14 protein-coding genes are annotated in these 18,205 nt (G+C 71.0%); 6 read left to right on the top strand and 8 right to left on the bottom strand.

Annotated elements, in window-relative coordinates; genetic code table 11:
- Positions 1-116: 116 nt before the first annotated feature.
- Together speB and OHS33_RS27355 are read right to left on the bottom strand one after the other, a co-directional pair.
- Entirely contained in the window at positions 117-1,106 is a 990-nt protein-coding gene (speB, locus tag OHS33_RS27360; protein WP_330333054.1) for an agmatinase, read from the bottom strand.
- Between the two features lie 136 nt (positions 1,107-1,242).
- Positions 1,243-2,799: an acyl-CoA carboxylase subunit beta gene (locus OHS33_RS27355; RefSeq protein ID WP_330333053.1), complete on the bottom strand. Its 1,557-nt coding sequence runs from the start codon at positions 2,797-2,799 to the stop codon at positions 1,243-1,245.
- A 555-nt stretch (positions 2,800-3,354) separates the two neighbouring features.
- On the opposite strand from OHS33_RS27355, the gene OHS33_RS27350 reads away from it, so the two are divergent.
- From OHS33_RS27350 to OHS33_RS27335, 4 genes are all read left to right on the top strand, one after another.
- Entirely contained in the window at positions 3,355-6,597 is a 3,243-nt protein-coding gene (locus tag OHS33_RS27350; RefSeq protein WP_330333052.1) for a helix-turn-helix transcriptional regulator, read from the top strand.
- Positions 6,578-7,519, top strand: coding sequence for a metallophosphoesterase family protein (locus tag OHS33_RS27345; protein WP_443065361.1), 942 nt, complete (start codon positions 6,578-6,580; stop codon positions 7,517-7,519). The genes OHS33_RS27350 and OHS33_RS27345 overlap by 20 nt, the downstream gene beginning before the upstream one ends.
- Positions 7,516-8,211, top strand: coding sequence for a 4'-phosphopantetheinyl transferase family protein (locus OHS33_RS27340; RefSeq protein WP_330333051.1), 696 nt, complete (start codon positions 7,516-7,518; stop codon positions 8,209-8,211). The genes OHS33_RS27345 and OHS33_RS27340 overlap by 4 nt, the downstream gene beginning before the upstream one ends.
- A gap of 219 nt (positions 8,212-8,430) precedes the next feature.
- Positions 8,431-10,092, top strand: a complete 1,662-nt coding sequence (locus OHS33_RS27335) for a flavin monoamine oxidase family protein (protein WP_330333050.1) — start codon at positions 8,431-8,433, stop codon at positions 10,090-10,092.
- Between the two features lie 76 nt (positions 10,093-10,168).
- Here OHS33_RS27335 and OHS33_RS27330 read toward each other — a convergent pair whose 3' ends face one another.
- From OHS33_RS27330 to rfbD, 6 genes are all read right to left on the bottom strand, one after another.
- Positions 10,169-11,572 carry a class I adenylate-forming enzyme family protein gene (locus OHS33_RS27330; RefSeq protein ID WP_330333049.1) on the bottom strand — a complete coding sequence of 468 codons (1,404 nt, stop codon included), beginning with the start codon at positions 11,570-11,572 and terminating at the stop codon, positions 10,169-10,171.
- Positions 11,573-11,649: 77 nt separating this feature from the next.
- Positions 11,650-12,294, bottom strand: a complete 645-nt coding sequence (locus tag OHS33_RS27325; RefSeq protein WP_330333048.1) for a thioesterase II family protein — start codon at positions 12,292-12,294, stop codon at positions 11,650-11,652.
- On the bottom strand, positions 12,291-13,277 hold the full coding sequence (gene rfbB / locus OHS33_RS27320) for a dTDP-glucose 4,6-dehydratase (RefSeq protein ID WP_330333047.1): 987 nt from the start codon (positions 13,275-13,277) through the stop codon (positions 12,291-12,293). Before rfbB ends, OHS33_RS27325 begins: the two co-directional genes overlap by 4 nt.
- Positions 13,274-14,341 (bottom strand): glucose-1-phosphate thymidylyltransferase, encoded by a 1,068-nt coding sequence (locus OHS33_RS27315; RefSeq protein WP_330333046.1) that lies wholly within the window; start codon positions 14,339-14,341, stop codon positions 13,274-13,276. The genes rfbB and OHS33_RS27315 overlap by 4 nt, the downstream gene beginning before the upstream one ends.
- Positions 14,338-14,952, bottom strand: a complete 615-nt coding sequence (locus OHS33_RS27310; protein WP_330333045.1) for a dTDP-4-dehydrorhamnose 3,5-epimerase family protein — start codon at positions 14,950-14,952, stop codon at positions 14,338-14,340. Before OHS33_RS27310 ends, OHS33_RS27315 begins: the two co-directional genes overlap by 4 nt.
- A gap of 3 nt (positions 14,953-14,955) precedes the next feature.
- Positions 14,956-15,864, bottom strand: coding sequence for a dTDP-4-dehydrorhamnose reductase (rfbD, locus tag OHS33_RS27305; RefSeq protein WP_330335230.1), 909 nt, complete (start codon positions 15,862-15,864; stop codon positions 14,956-14,958).
- A gap of 394 nt (positions 15,865-16,258) precedes the next feature.
- Between rfbD and OHS33_RS27300 the strand changes: the two genes are divergently transcribed.
- Both OHS33_RS27300 and OHS33_RS27295 read left to right on the top strand, forming a co-directional pair.
- Positions 16,259-17,278: an ABC transporter ATP-binding protein gene (locus tag OHS33_RS27300; protein ID WP_330333044.1), complete on the top strand. Its 1,020-nt coding sequence runs from the start codon at positions 16,259-16,261 to the stop codon at positions 17,276-17,278.
- Positions 17,275-18,126, top strand: coding sequence for an ABC transporter permease (locus OHS33_RS27295; protein ID WP_330333043.1), 852 nt, complete (start codon positions 17,275-17,277; stop codon positions 18,124-18,126). Before OHS33_RS27300 ends, OHS33_RS27295 begins: the two co-directional genes overlap by 4 nt.
- Positions 18,127-18,205 lie beyond the last annotated feature (79 nt).

The raw sequence follows: 18,205 nt of genomic DNA, 5'->3' as shown, positions 1-18,205 counted from the left end.
GATCGGGTACCCCGCCGTGCGCGTGCGCGTGTGCGCGTACGACGGAGCCCGGCACCGCAGTGCGCGGTGCCGGGCTCTGGTTCTGCTTCTGGTTCTGCTTCTGGAACGACGGTGGTTTACTGCGTCGCGCCCCAGCGGACCGGGGCTATCTGCTTGGACATGATGGTGATCAGCTCATAGGCCGCGTGGGACGCGGCCACCGAGGTGATGTCGGCGTGGTCGTAGGCCGGCGCGACCTCCACGATGTCGGCGGAGACCAGGTGGCAGTCGGCGAGCCCCCGCAGGATCTCCAGCAGCTCGCGGGAGGTGAGGCCGCCCGCCTCCGGAGTGCCGGTGCCCGGGGCGTGCGCCGGGTCCAGGACGTCGATGTCGATGGAGATGTAGAGGGGACGGTCGCCGACGCGCTCGCGCAACTGCTGGGCCACCTCGTCCACCCCGCGCCGCATCACATCGGCCGAGGTGACGATGCCGAAGCCCAGCTTCTCGTCCTCGTCGAGATCCTTCTTGCCGTAGATCGGGCCGCGCGTGCCGACGTGGGAGAGGGCGGAGGTGTCGAGGATGCCCTCCTCCACGGCGCGACGGAACGGCATGCCGTGGGTGTACTGCTGCCCGAAGTAGTCGTCCCAGGTGTCCAGATGGGCGTCGAAGTGCAGGACGGCGAGGGGACCGTGCTTCTTCGCCACGGCCCGCAGCATCGGCAGGGCGATGGTGTGGTCGCCGCCCAGGGTCATCAGCCGGGCGCCGCTGGAGATCAGGTCGTCGGCCGCCGCCTCGATCGTCTCCACCGCGTCGTTCAGGTCGAAGGGGTTGGCGCTGATGTCGCCGGCGTCCGCGACCTGGCTGAAGTGGAACGGGTAGACGTTCTGCGCCGGGTTGTAGGGGCGCAGGGTGCGGGAGGCCTCCCGGATGGCGTTGCCGCCGAAGCGGGCGCCCGGCCGGTAGGTGACGCCGCTGTCGAAAGGCACGCCGACCACGGCGATGTCCGCCTTCTCCACCTGGTCGATCCGCGGGATGCGGCCGAACGTCGCGGGACCCGCGAAGTGCAGCGTCCTGTCGGTCTCCGTCGGCGGCAGCGGCGGGGTCACTCCGTTGGGGTGCGCGGTCATGGTGCGATCAGTGCCTTTCCATGGATACGGCGGCCCGGCGTCCGGGCCGGACCACGGGGGGCGATCGGGGGCGATCAGGGGCGCCGGACCCGCTCGGGCGGGTCGGACACGTGGGGGCGCGAGCGGACTCGGCGGGTCACTGCGGGGGGTTGCCGTGCTTGCGCGACGGCAGGTCCGCGTGCTTCGTACGGAGCATGGCGAGGGAGGCGATCAGCACCTCGCGGGTCTCGGCGGGGTCGATGACGTCGTCGACCAGGCCGCGTTCGGCCGCGTAGTACGGGTGCATCAGCTCGGTCTTGTACTCCTTGACCATGCGCGCGCGCATCGCCTCGGGGTCGTCGGCCTCCGCGATCTGCCTGCGGAAGATCACGTTGGCGGCGCCCTCGGCGCCCATCACGGCGATCTCGTTGGTCGGCCAGGCGTAGGTGAGGTCGGCGCCGATGGACTGCGAGTCCATGACGATGTAGGCGCCGCCGTACGCCTTGCGCAGGATCAGCGAGATCCGCGGCACGGTCGCGTTGCAGTACGCGTACAGCAGCTTCGCGCCGTGCCGGATGATTCCACCGTGCTCCTGGTCCACGCCCGGCAGGAAGCCGGGTACGTCGAGCAGCGTCACGATCGGGATGTTGAAGGCGTCGCACATCTGCACGAAGCGTGCGGCCTTCTCCGATGCCCCGATGTCCAGCACGCCGGCCAGGTACTGCGGCTGGTTGGCGACGATGCCGACCACCTGGCCGTCCAGCCGGGCCAGCGTGCAGATGATGTTGCGGGCCCAGCCCTCGTGGATCTCCAGGTGGTCGCCGTCGTCGACGAGCTCCTCGATGACCTGGTGCATGTCGTACGGGCGGTTCCCGTCCACCGGTACGAGTTCCAGCAGGGCGTCGGAGCGCCGGTCGGCCGGGTCCTCGGCGTGGACGGCGGGCGGGTTCTCCCGGTTGTTGGAGGGGAGCATCGCCAGCAGATAGCGGACCTCGGCTATGCAGGTCTCCTCGTCGTCGTACGCGAAGTGCGCGACGCCCGAGGTCCCGGCGTGCACGTCCGCGCCGCCGAGCCCGTTCTGCGTGATCTCCTCGCCGGTGACGGCCTTGACCACGTCCGGACCGGTGATGAACATCTGCGAGGTCTCACGGACCATGAAGACGAAGTCCGTCAGGGCGGGGCTGTAGGCCGCGCCGCCCGCGCACGGGCCGAGCATCACCGAGATCTGCGGGATGACCCCCGAGGCCTTGGTGTTGCGCTGGAAGATGCCGCCATATCCGGCCAGCGCCGAGACGCCCTCCTGGATACGGGCCCCCGCGCCGTCGTTCAGCGACACCAGCGGAGCACCCGCAGCGATCGCCATGTCCATGATCTTGTGGATCTTCGTCGCGTGGGCCTCGCCCAGCGCCCCGCCGAAGATCCGGAAGTCGTGCGCGTAGACGAAGACCGTCCGGCCCTCGACCGTGCCCCAACCGGTGATCACACCATCCGTGTAGGGCCTCTTCGCCTCCAGACCGAAACCACTGGCCCGGTGCCTGCGCAGCTGCTCGACCTCCCTGAACGATCCCTCGTCCACCAAGAGCCCGATCCGTTCACGGGCGGTCAGCTTGCCCTTGGCATGCTGCGCCTCCGTCGCCCGGTCGCTGGGCCCACGCACCGCCTCCTCACGAACGGCGTACAGCTCGGCCACTTTCCCGATGACGGTCGTCGTCATGCGCCATCTCCACCCTGGCCCGGCGATGCGGGCGGCTCTGCGGTCCAATGGGCCTCGAAGGCTCACATCAGGCCATTCAAACGAGTGGCGCAATGAGTTCTCCACCATCACCTACCCCTAGTCTTCGCGCGACCACCCCTAGAAGTCCGCCGACGCGCAGCTGACATACTTCCGCGGCCGATTGCGGAACTTCACGTGATCCGCGCCGCATCTCGCCGCCGTGCGGCAGGGCGGCGAGTTGGGGGACCGGCCGGATTTCTCTGAGGTTTTCCTGAGGTTCCTTTTCCCGGCCGGAGCGCCGGGTTCGTGACCAGCCGCGATCGATGACACGCGGCAACCAACTGTTCATTCGGCCGAGTTACTCACGAAGCACTTTGACGCGATCCTGCAATGGCACGGGCACAATCGACCGGCGGGACGGGGGTACAGTTCGAACGGACCCGCCGAACGGGAAGAACTGGGGTGTCGTCCGACCTGTGGTGAGCGCAGGAATCCTCGTGCGCCCCTTAGGCGTTGACAGCTCTTCCCGTGCGCGCAGGAACGGGGAGAGTGTCCATGGTGCAGGAATGGCATACAACGTGCGCCACTTCACATCTCATGGGGAAGGCTTTTGCAGCTGTGTTGGTGGAGCGAGATGAACAGACCGGAAGGCTGACCACCTTCGTATCCGGCGCCGTATCCGGCACGGTGGCCGGAAATGCCGCCGGGACCGGCCGAATCGCCGTGATCGACGGGCCTGTGGCATCGGGGAAGACGGCGCTCCTCCAACACGTACTGGAGCTGACGGCCGGGGCGGGGCCACACGTCCTCACCGCGGTCACCTCACCGGCGGAACAGGCGATGCCGTTCGGCGTGGTGGAGCAGCTGGTGCGCGACGCGCAGGCCGTCTCAGACCGGCTGCCGCTCCACCCGTCGGCCGGCCCGGACGCGACGCTGGACTCGGCGCCGCGGCCGACGTCGGAGCCGGTCCCCGCCGAGATCCTCATGGCCTTCCACCTCCAGCTCGCCGAGGTCCGCGCGCGGGGGCCCGTACTGATCGTCGTCGACGACGTGCAGTACGCCGACCCGCAGTCGCTGTACTGCCTCGCCCACGCGCTGCTCCGGGCGCCCGCCTCGGGCGCGATGATGTCGCTGATGGTGACCCGCGGCCCGGACGTGGGCGGCACGCCGCCGGTCATCCTGGAGGAACTGCTGTACCAGCTGCGGGGGGTGCACGTCCGGCTGAGTCCGCTCAGCGTCGACGGCGTCGCCCGGCTGCTCGCGGCCCGGGCCCTGGAGGCCGGCCCGAAGAAGCCCGCCGCCCACGCCTCACGGCGCGCTCCGCTGGCCGCCTCCGTCCACGCGGCGACCGGCGGCAACCCCCTGCTCGTCCACGGGCTCATCGAGGACCACCTCAGCCGGCAGCGGCTTTCGGCGGGCGGCCCGGACGCCAAGGACCACCCGCGCCCGTCGGCCGTCGTGGACGGCCGGTTCTCCGTGACCCCGATGAGCGCGGTGGACCCGCTGGACGCCGCGGACGTCGAGGGCATCGAGGACGACGGCGGCGCGGGCACCCGCCTCGGCATCGACATCGACCTCGACATCGATGTCGACATCGCCGCGGACACGGACCTCGACGTCGACGTCCCCCTCGACGGCAAGCGGGACGCGCCCGGTGCGGGCCCCGCGTCGGCCGGGGTCGAGGACGTCTTCGGCGGGCCGCCCCACGCGGGCGAACAGTTCCTGCAGAGTGCACTGATCTGTGTGCACCGCACGGGATCCGACGGTCTGCGGGTGGCCCAGGGCATCGCCCTGCTGGGCGGCGTCGGATCGATGTCGCTGCTCGCCCGGCTCGTGGAGGTCGAGGAGTGGACCGCGGAGCAGGTGGTCACCGCCCTCCACGAGGCGGGGGTCCTGGAGAAGGGCAGGTTCCGGCACGGCAGCGTGCAGACCGCGGTGGTGGAGAGCCTGACCGATGACGCGGCGACGCGGCTGCGCCAGCGGGCGGCCGTGCTGCTGTACGAGGACGGGGCTGCGCCGTTGATCGTCGCGGCCCAGCTGCTCAGCCATGAGATGCGCGCTCCCGACGAGGAGTGGGTGCCGCGGGTGCTGAGCGAGGCCGCGCGTGCGGCGCTGGCCATGCAACGGGTGGGGTTCGCGGTGCGCTGTCTGCGGATGGCGGAGAGCTGCTGCCGTGACGAGACCGAGCGGTTGCTGCTGCGGGCGGATCTGGCCAAGTTCATCTGGCGGGTCCAGCCGTCCGCGTGGCCGCAGCAGCTGCGTTCGCTGCTGGGGGCCGTACGCAACGGCCTGCTGCCGCCCGTCGACACGGTGCGGCTGGTCTACGACCTGCTGTGGAACGGCTGGATGGACGACGCGGCCGCCGCGATCCGCCAGGTCGTCGGCGTACTGCACCGGTCGCCCGACGCCCGGCTCGCCACCGAGCTGGGGACCCTGCGGCTCGCCCTGGCCTGCACGTATCCGACGCTGCTCGAACACATGGGGGACGGCGGACCGGCCCCGGCACACGGCGGGGGCGAGCGTCCGTCGGCGCTTGAGGAGAGCCCCCTGACCCCGGCGAGGGTGCTGCACGGCGTGCTGTGCGGCGGCGAGGGGGCGCGGGACTCGGACGCCGACACGGACGCGGCTACGGAGGACTTCGCCGAGAGCGCCGAGCGGACGCTGGCCGCCACGCGGCTGACGGAGGAGACCCACCTCGGGCTGCGCGCGTGCCTGCTGACGCTCTTCTACGCGGACCGGCTGGCCACGGCGACGCTGTGGGCCGACCGGCTACTCGTGGAGGCGGCGGACCGCAAGGCACCGGGGTGGACCGCGGTGCTGCGGGCGCTGCGCGCGCACATGTCCCTGCGCCGGGGCCATCTGGCGGAGACCAGGCGGCTGGCGGAGATGGCGCTGGACCAACTGCCGCCGCACGGCTGGGGCGTGGGCATCGGGATGCCGCTGTCGGCCCTCATCGAGGCGCGGACGGCGATGGGCGATCACGAGGCGGCGGCGGAGCTGGTGGACCGCCCGGTGCCCGAGGAGATGCTCACGACGCGCTACGGGCTGCACTATCTGTACGCGCGCGGCCGGCACCAGCTGGCCACCGGACGCCATCACGCGGCGCTGACCGACTTCACGGCCTGCGGCGAGCTGATGCGCCGCTGGGGCATGGACCGGTCGACGCTGGTGCCCTGGCGGGTCGGCGTCGCCGAAGCCTGGCTGGCGCTGGGCAGCCGCGAACAGGCGGAACGTTTCGCCAGGGAACAGCTCGCCGGGGACGCCGGGCAGCGGGTGCGCGGACACGCGCTGCGGGTGCTCGCGGCGGCCCGGCCGCTCCGCGAGCGTCCGGCGCTGCTCGCGCAGGCGGTCGCGCTGCTCCAGGAGGACAGCGACTGGTACGAGCTGGCCCGCGCGCTGACCGATCTCGGGCAGGCGTACAAGCAGCTCGGCGACCCGGCCCAGGGCAAGGTGCACACCCGTAGGGCGTGGCGGATCGCCAAGGGCTGCGGCGCCCGGGAGCTGTACCGCTCCCTGCAGCCGAGCCAGCCCTCGCCGCCCGCCGCACAGCCGCGCCCCGCCGCTCCGGCCGATGCCGCGCGCCCCCCGTCCGCCGCGGTGTCGTCGCTGACGGACGCGGAGCGCAAGGTGGCGGCGCTGGCGGCCCACGGTTACACGAACCGGGAGATCGGGGCCAAGCTCTTCATCACCGTCAGCACGGTCGAGCAGCATCTGACCCGGGTCTACCGGAAGATCAACATCACGCACCGACAGGACCTTCCGGTCAGTTTGGATATCGATGTCGCACATACCGCCTGACCCCCTCACGGCGGCCGCGCCCGCCCCCGCCCCGGCCCGGGAGGCCGGCCCCCGGCTGCTCGCGGTGAGCGATCTGCACATCGGGATGGCCGACAACCGGCCCATCACCGAGTCGCTGCGCCCGTCCCACAAGGACGACTGGCTGATCGTGGCCGGGGACGTCGGCGAGCTGACCGAGGACATCGAGTGGGCGCTGCGCCTGCTGGCCGGGCGGTTCGCCAAGGTCGTGTGGGCGCCGGGCAACCACGAGCTGTGGACCCCGCGCGAGGACACGGTGCAGCTGCGCGGCGAGGAGCGCTACCGGTACCTGGTGGAGATGTGCCGGGGGCTGGGCGTGGTCACGCCCGAGGACCCGTGGCCGGTGTGGGAGGGCCCCGGAGGCCCGGTCGCGGTCGCCCCGCTGTTCCTGCTGTACGACTACACGTTCCGGGTGGCGGGCACCTCGACCAAGGAGGAGTCGCTGGCCCGGGCGCACGAGGCGGGTGTGGTGTGCACGGACGAGTACCTGCTCCACCCCGACCCGTACCGGACCCGTGACGACTGGTGCCGGGCCCGCGTCGCCGCGACCCGGCGGCGGCTGGTGGCGCACGATCCGTCGGTGCCGCTGGTGCTGGTCAACCACTTCCCGCTGGTGCGCGAGCCCACGGACGTGCTGTGGCACCCGGAGTTCGCGCAGTGGTGCGGCACGGTGCTGACCGCCGACTGGCACCGCAGGTTCACCACGGCCGCCGTGGTGTACGGGCACCTGCACATTCCCAGGACCACCTGGTACGACGGGGTGCGGTTCGAGGAGGTGTCGATCGGCTATCCGCGCGAGTGGCGCCGGCGCGGCCATCCCAAGGGACTGCTGCGGCAGATCCTGCCGTACACCCCGGAGCCGGAGACCGCCGCCGGGACCGAACCGCAGGAGACACGGACGTGATCGAGGAACTGCTCCCCGAAGGAGCGGTCGCGAGCGAGGCCTTCGGGCCGGACGGATCGGCGCTGCTCTACCCGGAGGAGGCGGCGCTGGTCGCCCTGACGACGGATCTGCGCCGCGAGGAGTTCGCCACCGTACGGGCGTGCGCGCGGCGCGCCCTCGCCGCACTGGGGCTGCCGTCGGCTCCGGTACTGCCCGGGGTGCGCAATGTGCCCCAGTGGCCCGACGGCGTGGTCGGCAGCATGACCCACTGCACCAACTACCGGGCCGCCGTCCTCGCACGGGACACCGACCTGGCGATGATCGGAATCGACGCGGAGCCCGATCTGCCCCTGCCCGAAGGGGTATTGGAGTCGATCGCGCTGCCGCGCGAGCTGGCCTGGGCGCGCTCGGGGGGCTACTGGGAACAGCTGCGCCGGGACCGGCTGCTGTTCAGCGCCAAAGAAGCCGTATACAAGACCTGGTTTCCGCTGATGGGCACGGAGCTGGATTTCGACGACGCCGACATCTCCTTCCGCCACGAGGTCGGCCCGGCCGGCCGGCCGCAGGGCACGTTCAGGGCCCGAATTCTGCGTCCGCGGCCCGGTCCCGACGGCCTGCCGGTGAATGCGTTCACGGGCCGTTGGCTCTCGGACCGCGGCATCATCGTGACGGCCATCACCTTGCCCGCCTTTCGCGTGGCGACCACGCGGTAAAGCCGTCCGGGCACGGCCCGTTACCGGGGTGGATAGGGGTGGGCTGGGGTTGTGACGTCAACCGCCGGTAAATAGCGTGGGGTCACCGGACCGAGAGCGCGCGACCGCTTCGATGCCCCGCCTCGCGGGGCCCGGCTCGACGCCGTGATTTCCGGCTCAGCTCGGAATGTCTCCGGTTTCCCTGGAAGCGATGCCGAACCGGCCCGAGAGGTTTTCCAGATGACGTCATTCAGTCCGGCTCCGACCACCATGCTCGTGCCCGACTTCCCGTTCTCCTACGACGGCTGGCTGCGCCATCCGGACGGGCTCGGCACCCTTCCGCCCGAGCGCGCCGGTACTCCGGTGGCCGTGGTCGGCGGGGGAATGGCGGGGATGACCGCCGCGTACGAACTGATGCGGCTGGGCCTGCGCCCGGTCCTGTACGAGGCGGAGCAACTGGGCGGCCGGATGCGCTCGGTGCCCTTCCCCGGGCAGCCCGGCCTGGTGGCGGAGATGGGGGCGATGCGCTTCCCGCTCTCCGCGCGCTCCCTGTTCCACTACATCGATCTGCTGGGGCTGCGCACCAGCCCCTTCCCCAACCCGCTGGCGGCGAGCACCCCGAGCACCCTCATCGACCTCGGCGGCGAACGGCACACCGCGCGGACCGCGGAGCAACTCCCCGATGTGTACCAGGAGGTGGCCGCGGCCTGGGAGAAGGCCCTGCAGGAGCGGGCCGAGCTGGCGACCATGCGGGACGCGATCCGGCGCCGCGACGTCGAGACGGTGAAACAGATCTGGAACCGGCTGGTCAGGGAGTTCGACGACCAGTCCTTCTACGGTTTCCTCGCGACCAGTTCGGCGTTCGCGTCCTTCCGGCACCGGGAGATCTTCGGGCAGGTGGGGTTCGGCACCGGCGGCTGGGACACCGACTTCCCCAACTCGCTCCTCGAGATCCTGCGCGTGGTCTACACCGAGGCGGACGACAACCAGGTCGCCATCGAGGGCGGCTCCCAGCGGGTGCCGCGCGGGCTGTGGGAGCACCGGCCGCGGGACTGCGCGCACTGGCCGGCCGGCACCTCTCTCGCCTCCCTGCACGGCGGGACGGCCCGGCCGCGGGTACGGGCCGTGGCCAGGGACGGTGACGGCTTCCTCGTCACCGACGCCGACGGGCACCGGGAGCGGTTCGCGGCGGTGGTGTACACCCCGCACGTGTGGACCCTGCTGAACCGGGTCGCGTGCGATCCGGCGCTGCTGACGCAGCCGCTGTGGACCGCGGTGGAGCGCACCCACTACATGGGCGCCTCGAAACTGTTCGTCCTGGCCGACCGGCCCTTCTGGAACGACACGGACCCGCGGACCGGCCGTCCGGTGATGAGCATGACGCTCACGGACCGGATGCCGCGCGGGGTCTATCTCTTCGACGACGGACCGGACCGCCCCGGCGTGATGTGCCTGTCGTACACCTGGAACGACGACTCGCTGAAGATGGCGACGCTGAGCGCCGCCGAGCGGCTGGACGTGCTGCTGGAGAAGCTCGGCGTGATCTATCCCGGTGTCGACATCCGCTCCCACGTCATCGGTGATCCGATCACCATCACCTGGGAGAGCGAGCCGCACTTCATGGGCGCGTTCAAGTCCAATCTGCCGGGCCAGTACCGCTACCAGCGCAGGCTGTTCACGCAGTTCATGCAGCGTGGGCTGCCGCGGGCCGAGCGCGGCTTCTTCCTGTGCGGCGACGACGTGTCCTGGACGGCGGGCTTCGCGGAGGGCGCCGTCACGACGGCGCTGAACGCGGTGTGGGGCGTACTGGACCACCTGGGCGGGGCCACCCCTCCCGGCAATCCGGGCCCCGGTGACCTCTTCGACGCGCTGGCTCCCCTCGACCTCCCCTACGAAGGCTAGGGGGGCACACGCCCCGGACATGCCGATGGCGCCCCCACCCGCGGGTGGGGGCGCCATCGGCGCGTCCGGCCGGTGCCTATTCGGCGGCCAGCCGCGTCAGCTCCTTCTTGTCCGGCTTGCCGTTGCGGTTGAGCGGGAACTGCTCCAGCACGATCACCTTGTTGGGCTGCTCGAAGGCGGGCAGCAGCGCGCACAGCCGCTCCCGCCAGTAACCGGCGTCCCGCTGCTCCTCGTCCTCGACGAAGAAGACCAGCTGGGAGCCCCGCAGTTCGTCGGGCAGGGGCACGATCCGGGTGGGGCAGCCCTCGGCGGCGACCTTGCGCTCGATCAGCTCGGGATAGAGCGTGTAGCCCATGCGGTGCACGGCGAACTTGCGTCCCAGGACGTAGAGGTTGCCGTCCGCGTCGAGGTGGCCGAGGTCGCCCGTGCGCTGCCAGCCGGTGGCCGCGGGAACGATCGAACCGTCGTCGGCTATCTGCCCTTCGAGTGCGTCGGGGGTGTCGACCTCGATCTCGCCCGGCTGCCCGGCCGCCAGCTCGCGGCCGTCCTCGTCGACGATCCGCAGGGCGATGCCCTCCATGGCGCGGCCGCAGGAGACCGGGTTGTCGAGGGTGGCGAAGGCGATGTTGTTCAGCTCGGTCGAGCCGTAGCTGTCGAGCAGCGGCAGGCCGAACTCCTGTACGTAGCTCTCCACCAGCGGCGCGTCGAGCGGGGCCGCGCCGACACAGAACATCCGGGTGCCGGCCAGGTGTGCGCGCAGGGCCGGCTTCCTGGTCACCAGGCCCAGGATGCTCCGGTAGCTGGAGGGGGTCGCGTCGATGACGGTGGTGCCGGAGTCGCGGGCCATGCGCAGCGCGCGGTCCAGCCGCCGGTAGGGGGCGATCACCAGGGAGCAGCGGGTGAGGTAGGCGATGAGCACCATCGACAGGCCGTACTGGTGGGCGAACGGCAGCAGGGGCATCAGGACGTCGTCGGGACGGTGGCCGACCTGATGGGCGTTGCGCCGTAGGTTGGTCAGGAACTTTCCGCCGGACTTGACCACGCCCTTGGGCGATCCGGTGGAGCCCGAGGTCCACATGATGAGGCCGTCGGACAGCTCGCCCCAGGCGTCGAACGACAGGGCGCTGTCGAGCGGCGGGCGGTTCTCGGTCGCCACCATCAGCTCGTACAGGTGGATGGGGTCGGCTTCCTGGTCGATCGGGGTCTCGTCGTCGACGAAGGTGACCTTGACGCCGGTGCGCAGCGCGATGCGGCGGGTCTCCTCCCTGTGTTCCTGCTGGTCGACGAGGACGATCGAGGCGCCGACGTGCATCAGCGCGTACAGCACACAGACGTAGCTCGCCGAGTTGCCGGCCTTCAGCATGACCCGGTCGCCGAGGCCGACTCCGCGTTCGCGGATCACATCGGCGACGCGGAGGGCGTCCTGCTCGAACTCGTCGACGGGTCGTACCGAGTCGACTGCAAAGATCTTCGCGGTCATCGGTCGCACACTGTCCTTCCTCTGGGGTGGGTCGCGGGATTCGCGGGCTTCACAAGAGATGGGGAGCCCGGCCGTGCTCAGTCGGGCTCCGGTCCGCGGAGCGAAATCAACTGGTCGTGCACGAGGTTGACGACTTCGCGACGGTGCGAGTCGAGGTACCCGCGCGTGCCGGGAAAGACCTCCAGGTCGAACCGGCCCGCCGTGCAGCGCCGCCAGGCCCGCACCCCGGACAGGGGTGCGCGGGGGTCGTGGTAGCCGGCCAGGGCGACGACCCGGCAGTTGAGCGCGGGCGGGCCGAGGCCGCCGCGGTGGGCCGGTCCCGTACGTCCGGAGACGAACAGGGTCAGGGGTGCCGCGTCGGTCTCGCGTTCCAGCCGCTGGGCGACCGCGTAGGCGAGGTCGGCGCCGAGGCGGTGCCCGAAGAGGGCGAGCGGGCGGTCGGCCCAGCCCCGGACCGCCTCGAAGATCTTGTCGGCGAGCGCCGCGTCCTCTTCGGCCGGGTGCTCCTCCTCGGAGGTCAGGGCCGGGTACTGGACGATGAGCAGTTCCACGGTGGGCAGCAGCAGCTCCGACATGGCCAGGTAGCAGATCGAGGAGTTCCGCGAGCTGGGCAGACAGATCATGCGGTAGCTGCTCGGGATCGCCGGCTGCCGGATCTGGATCAGGCTGACGTCGTCGGGGGTGGTCTCCCTCGTGGAGTGCCGGGTGCACTCATGAGTCATGCGCCCTGAAGCTCCGCCCCGGGCGCTGCCCAGAACGGGCGGTTGTTCCGGTACCAGGCGACGGTCTCGGCGAGGCCCTCGGCGAAGTCGTGCACCGGGGTGTAGCCCAGCTCGGTGCGGATCTTCGTCCAGTCGACGGAGTAGCGCCGGTCGTGGCCCTTGCGGTCGGTGACCTGCTCGACCCGGTCCCATCCGGCGCCGCAGGCGTCCAGCAGCAGGCCGGTCAGCTCCTTGTTGGTCAGCTCGGTGCCGCCGCCGATGTTGTACGTCTGTCCGGCGCGCCCCTCGGTGAGGACGGCCAGCAGAGCGCGGCAGTGGTCGTCGACGTGCAGCCAGTCGCGTACGTTGCCGCCGTCGCCGTAGAGCGGGACGGTGCCACCGCCGAGCAGCCGGGTGACGAAGAGGGGGATCACCTTCTCCGGGTACTGGTAGGGCCCGTAGTTGTTGGAGCAGCGCGTCACCCGCACGTCGAGTCCGTGGGTGCGGTGGTAGGACAGGGCCAGCAGATCGCTGGACGCCTTGGACGCGGAGTAGGGCGAACTGGGCGTCAGCGGATCGCTCTCGACGGACGAGCCGACCGGCACCGAGCCGTACACCTCGTCGGTCGACACGTGCACGAACGGACCGGTGCCGTGGCGCAGCGCGGCCTCCAGCAGGGTGTGCGTGCCGAGCACGTTGGTGCGTACGAAGGCGTCGGCCCGCTCGATCGACCGGTCGACGTGCGACTCGGCAGCCAGGTGCACCACGGCGTCGTGGGCCGCCACCAGGCGGTCCACCAGCGGCGCGTCGGTGATGTCGCCGTGCACGAAGGCGAAGCCCGGTTCGTCCTCGACCGGGGCGAGGGCCGCGCGGTTGCCCGCGTAGGTCAGCGCGTCCAGGACGGTGACGCGGACGTCGTCGCCGAGCGGCTTGTCCGGGCCCAGGATCGTGCGTACGAGGTGGGAGCCGATGAACCCGGCCGCTCCCGTGATCAGGATCTTCATGAACGGATCTGCACCTTGCTGTGGTCGCCGAGGATCAGGCGGTGGGCCTGGGGCGTGCGGGGCGCGGGGGTGACCTGCGCCTGGCGGCCGATCATGGACGCCTCGATGCGGCCGACGCCGTCGATGGCCGCGCCGGCCAGCACGATGGAGTACTCGATCTCGCTGTCGACGACCGCGCAGCCCTCCCCGACGGAGGTGAACGGGCCTATGTAGGAGCCCTCGACGCGGGTGCCGCGGCCGATGACGACGGGGCCCACGATCCGGGAGCGGGTGATCACCGCGCCCTCCTCGATCACGACCCGGCCGACCAGCTCGCTCTCGGCGTCGACGGAGCCGTTGCAGTACGGGGTCAGGCCGTCGAGCACCGAGCGGTTGACCTCCAGCATGTCGGTGGCGTTGCCGGTGTCCTTCCAGTAGCCGTTGACCGTGGAGGACGCGATGCCGAGGCCCTTGTCGAGGAGCCACTGGAGGGCATCGGTGATCTCCAGCTCGCCGCGGGCGGAGGGCTTGATGGCGTCCACGGCGTCGTGCACGGCGGCGGTGAAGAAGTACACGCCGACCAGGGCCAGATCGCTCTTGGGGAACTTCGGCTTCTCCTCCAGGCCGGTGACCCGGCCCGCCTCGTCGAGGGTGACGACGCCGAAGGCGGACGGATCGGGGACCCGGGTGAGCATGATCTGCGCGGCGGGCCGCCGGGTGCGGAACTCCTCCAGCTGCTCGCTGATCCCGCCGAGCAGGAAGTTGTCGCCCAGGTACATCACGAAGTCGTCCTCGCCCAGCCAGTCCCGTGCGATGCGCACGGCGTGGGCCAGGCCGAGCGGCTGGTGCTGCGGGATGTAGGTGACGCTGATGCCGAAGCGGGAGCCGTCGCCGACGGCCTCCCTGATCTCGTCGGCCGTCTCGCCGACGATGATGCCGACGTCGGTGACGCCCGCGTCGGCGATGCCTTCCAGGACGTAGAAGAGGATGGGCTTGTTGGCCACCGGGACGAGTTGCTTCGCCGAGGTGTGGGTCAGGGGGCGCAGGCGGGTGCCGGATCCCCCCGCCAGGACGAGTGCCTTCACGGGGTCTCCTCGCTGAGTGGTGTGGCGAGCGAGGACACGTACCGTACGCAGTCCTCGTACGCGGGCAGCAGGCCCTGGGCCTCGGCCGCCGCGACGGTGGGGGCGGCCGCGTCCTTCGGGGACAGCAGCGGTTCGGTGCCGGGAAGCCAGGTGATGCCCAGCTCCGGGTCGAGCGGGTGGACGCCGTGCTCGCGGCCGGGGGCGTAGCCCGAGGTGGTCAGATAGACGACGGTGGCGTCCTCGGTGATCGCCTGGAAGGCGTGGCCGAGGCCCTCGGAGAGGAAGACCGCCCGCCGGCTGCGGTCGTCGAGTTCGACCGCCTCCCAGGAGCGGTAGGTGGGAGAGCCGGGGCGCAGGTCCACGATCACGTCGCGCACCGCGCCGCGTACGCAGGTGACGTACTTGGCCTGGCCGGGCGGGAGGTCGGCGAAGTGGACGCCGCGCACGACGCCGCGGCGGGACACCGAGCAGTTGACCTGGGCCAGTTCGAGACGGCGGCCGGTGGCCAGCTCGAAGGCCTGGCCCTGGAACACCTCCATGAACGTGCCGCGCTCATCGTCGTGGAGCAACGGCTCGTACAGCCAGGCGCCCTCTATCGACAGGGATTTCACCCTTCAACAGCCTTTCGGGCCAGGGGAGTTCACACTCTCAGATGGATGGGATCCCGCGAGGGCCTCCGCGAGGGCCGTCCGCCAGTGGCGCATCGGAGTCAGTCCCGCGGCGGCCCAGCGGTCGTGGCCCAGGACGCTCCAGGCCGGGCGGACCGCCGCCCGGCGCAGCCGGGAGCTGTCGATGCGCCGGACCCGGTCCGGGTCGTGGCCGGTCAGCCGGAACACCTCGCGGGCCAGGTCGTGCCAGGTGGTGCGGCCCCCGCCGGTGGCGTGGAAGACGCCGTGCGCCCGGTCGGCGGGCAGGGCGGCGAGCGCGATGATCCGCGCCGCGACATCAGGGGTCCAGCTCGGCTGTCCGTGCTGGTCGTCGACCACGTCCACGGTCCGTCCCGGCTCGCGCGCGAGGCGGGCCATGGTGTGGACGAAGCCGCCGCCGTCGCGCCCGTAGAGCCAGGAGGTGCGCACCACGGCCGCGGTGGCGGGGAGTTCGGCGAGGACGGCGCGCTCGCCGACGAGCTTGGTACGTCCGTACGCGGTGGACGGGTCGGGTTCGGCGTCCTCCGCGTAGGGGTGCCCGGCATCGGCCGGGGCTCCTCGGAAGACGTAGTCGGTGGAAACGTGGAGGAGCCGGCTGCCGGTGGCGGCGCAGGCCCGGGCGAGGTGGCCCGCTCCCGTCCCGTTGACGGCGAGGGCCGCCTCCTCCTCGGTCTCGGCCAGGTCCACGGCGGTCCAGGCGGCGCAGTTGACGACGACATCGGGGCCGCCGTCGGCCACGGCCGCGGCGACCGCCCGGGGGTCGGTGAGGTCCATGTCGGCCCGGCCGATCCCCACCGGGTCGGCGCCCCGGGCCGTGAGCTGGGCGGCCACTTCGCCGCCGAGCATGCCCGTCGCGCCGATCACCATCCACCGCAGCGATCCGGGATCCACCCCGAAGTCCGCGGACACACGACCCGCCGACGCTCTATTTTGCGTTAAGTAATTCGGCGCGATCACGCGCCGATGCTATGAGGACATTCGATGGAACCGCAACACTCGCCACCCGGGAGACTTTCGAATAGGGGTTTTCCGAATACCCCCTCGAACAACCCCTGATCCGCCTCCTCACCCCCTATTCCCCCCTAGGAATCCACATCTCCCCCTATCGGTCCGGGCAGTTGAGGCGTGGCGCCGCCCTGCGTGTTAGAAAGATTCCGCACCACTTCTATGCCCTATTCAGTCGCCGCTCGACGCGCGGCCGGTCACGCGACATTCCCGCGCGAATCCCCCGGACTGCCGTCGCCGCGTCCCGCTTGATTCGCAGGCGTAAATGAACTCTGAACGACCCGTGGATTCCGCCGTCGTGGTCGACGGACTAGTCAAGAAGTACCGGAGCCGCGACCGACCAGCGGTGGACGACCTGAGCTTCTCGGTCCGCAGGGGCGAGGTCTTCGGATTCCTCGGCCCGAACGGGGCGGGCAAGACGACGACCATCGGCATCCTCACCACCCGCGTGGCCCCCACTGCGGGACGAGCGTTCGTCCAGGGCGTCGACGTCGTGGCCCACCCGGCCCAGGCGCGCCGGGCCTTCGCCGTCGTACCGCAGCGCAACAACCTCGACCGGTCGCTGACCCTCCGACAGAACCTCACCTTCCACGCCGGCTACCACGGCATGAGCCGCTCCGAACGCGGACGGCTCGCCGACGAGTGCCTGGAGTGGGTGGGCCTCGCCGACCGGGGCAAGGCCCGCGGCGACGAACTCTCCGGCGGCCAGGCCCAGCGCGTGATGATCGCCCGGGCCCTGATGCACCGACCCGAGGTGCTCTTCCTCGACGAGCCCGCCACCGGACTCGATCCGCAGGCGCGGCTGTTCATCCACGAGCGCGTGGCCGAGCTGAGCAAGCGCGGTGTGACCACCGTGCTGACCACGCACGACATGGACGAGGCCGCCAAGCTCTGCGACCGCGTCGGCATCGTCGACCACGGCCGGCTGCTGGCCCTCGACACCCCGCAGGCGCTGACGCGGACCCTGAGCAGCACCACCCTCACGCTCACCGTCCAGCCCGCCGTCCAGCCCGCCGGGCAGGGACCCGAGGGCATCGTGAGCCTGCTGGAGCGGATCGAGACCGTCGAGCGGGTCGAACTCGCGCACCAGGAACACGCCAAGGAGCAGGGCGGCGCGCCCGCGCCGGTACGGCTCCGCCTCTACAGCGACGCGCCGTCCGGCGCGGTGCTGCCGGCCGCCATCACGGCCCTGACGGAAGCGAGTCATGACATCAAGGACGTGAGCGTCGGAACCGCGACACTGGAGGACGTCTTCATCAAGCTGACCGGCCGGGAGCTGCGATGACGGCCACCCTCACCGCGCCCGACCCGGTCGCCGACTTCCCGCCGGAACTGCGGCCGGCGCGTACCGACGTACGCACCGCGACCCGCACGTTCTTCTTCATCCTGTGGCGGGACATCTTCGTCACCGGCCGCGAACTGGGCCCGTTCCTCGCCCAGGTGCTCGTGGAGCCGTTCTTCATCCTGTTCGTCTTCGGCAAGGTCCTCGGCGAACTCGGCTACACCGGCGGCGGGTTCCAGCAGATCCTGCTGCCGGGCGTGGTGGCGCTCAACAGCTTCCTGGTCAGCCTGCAGAACACGGCGCTGCCCCTGGTCATCGACTTCTCCTGGACCAAGGAGATCGAGGACCGCCTCCTCGCGCCGATCCCCACCAGTCTGGTGGCCGTCGAGAAGCTGGTCTTCGGCGCGCTGCGCGGGATCATCGCCTCGCTGGTGATGATCCCCGTCGGCTTCCTGATCCTCGACGACGTGTCCTGGCCGATGGACCGCTTCCTTCCCACGCTGGGCGTGCTGCTGCTGGGCGCGCTGGCGGGCAGCACGGTGGGCCTCACGATCGGGACGCTGGCCCCGCCGCGGCACATCAGTGTCATCTTCGCCGTGACGCTGACCCCGCTGATGTTCACCGGCTGCACCCAGTTCCCCTGGCACAGCCTGGCGGACATCCGCTGGTTCCAGGTGCTGTGCGCCATCAACCCGCTGACCTATGTCAGCGAGGGGATCCGCGCCCTGCTGCTGCCGCCCGGCGGTCCCGGTTCGATTCCGCTGTGGGTCGATCTGCTCGCCCTGAGCGGGGCGATCGTGCTCTTCGGGCTGATCGGCATCAAGGGGTTCCACCGCAGGGCGCAGGACTGATCGCACCCTCCCCCGTCCCGTCCCTCCCGTCCCTCCTGGCCTCGTGCCCGGCCCGGCGCACTCGCGTCCGGCCGGGTGC

Source organism: Streptomyces sp. NBC_00536, from assembly GCF_036346295.1.
Taxonomy (GTDB): domain Bacteria; phylum Actinomycetota; class Actinomycetes; order Streptomycetales; family Streptomycetaceae; genus Streptomyces.
Note: the sequence above shows the minus strand (reverse complement) of the source record. Positions and strands in the feature narration are given on the sequence as shown.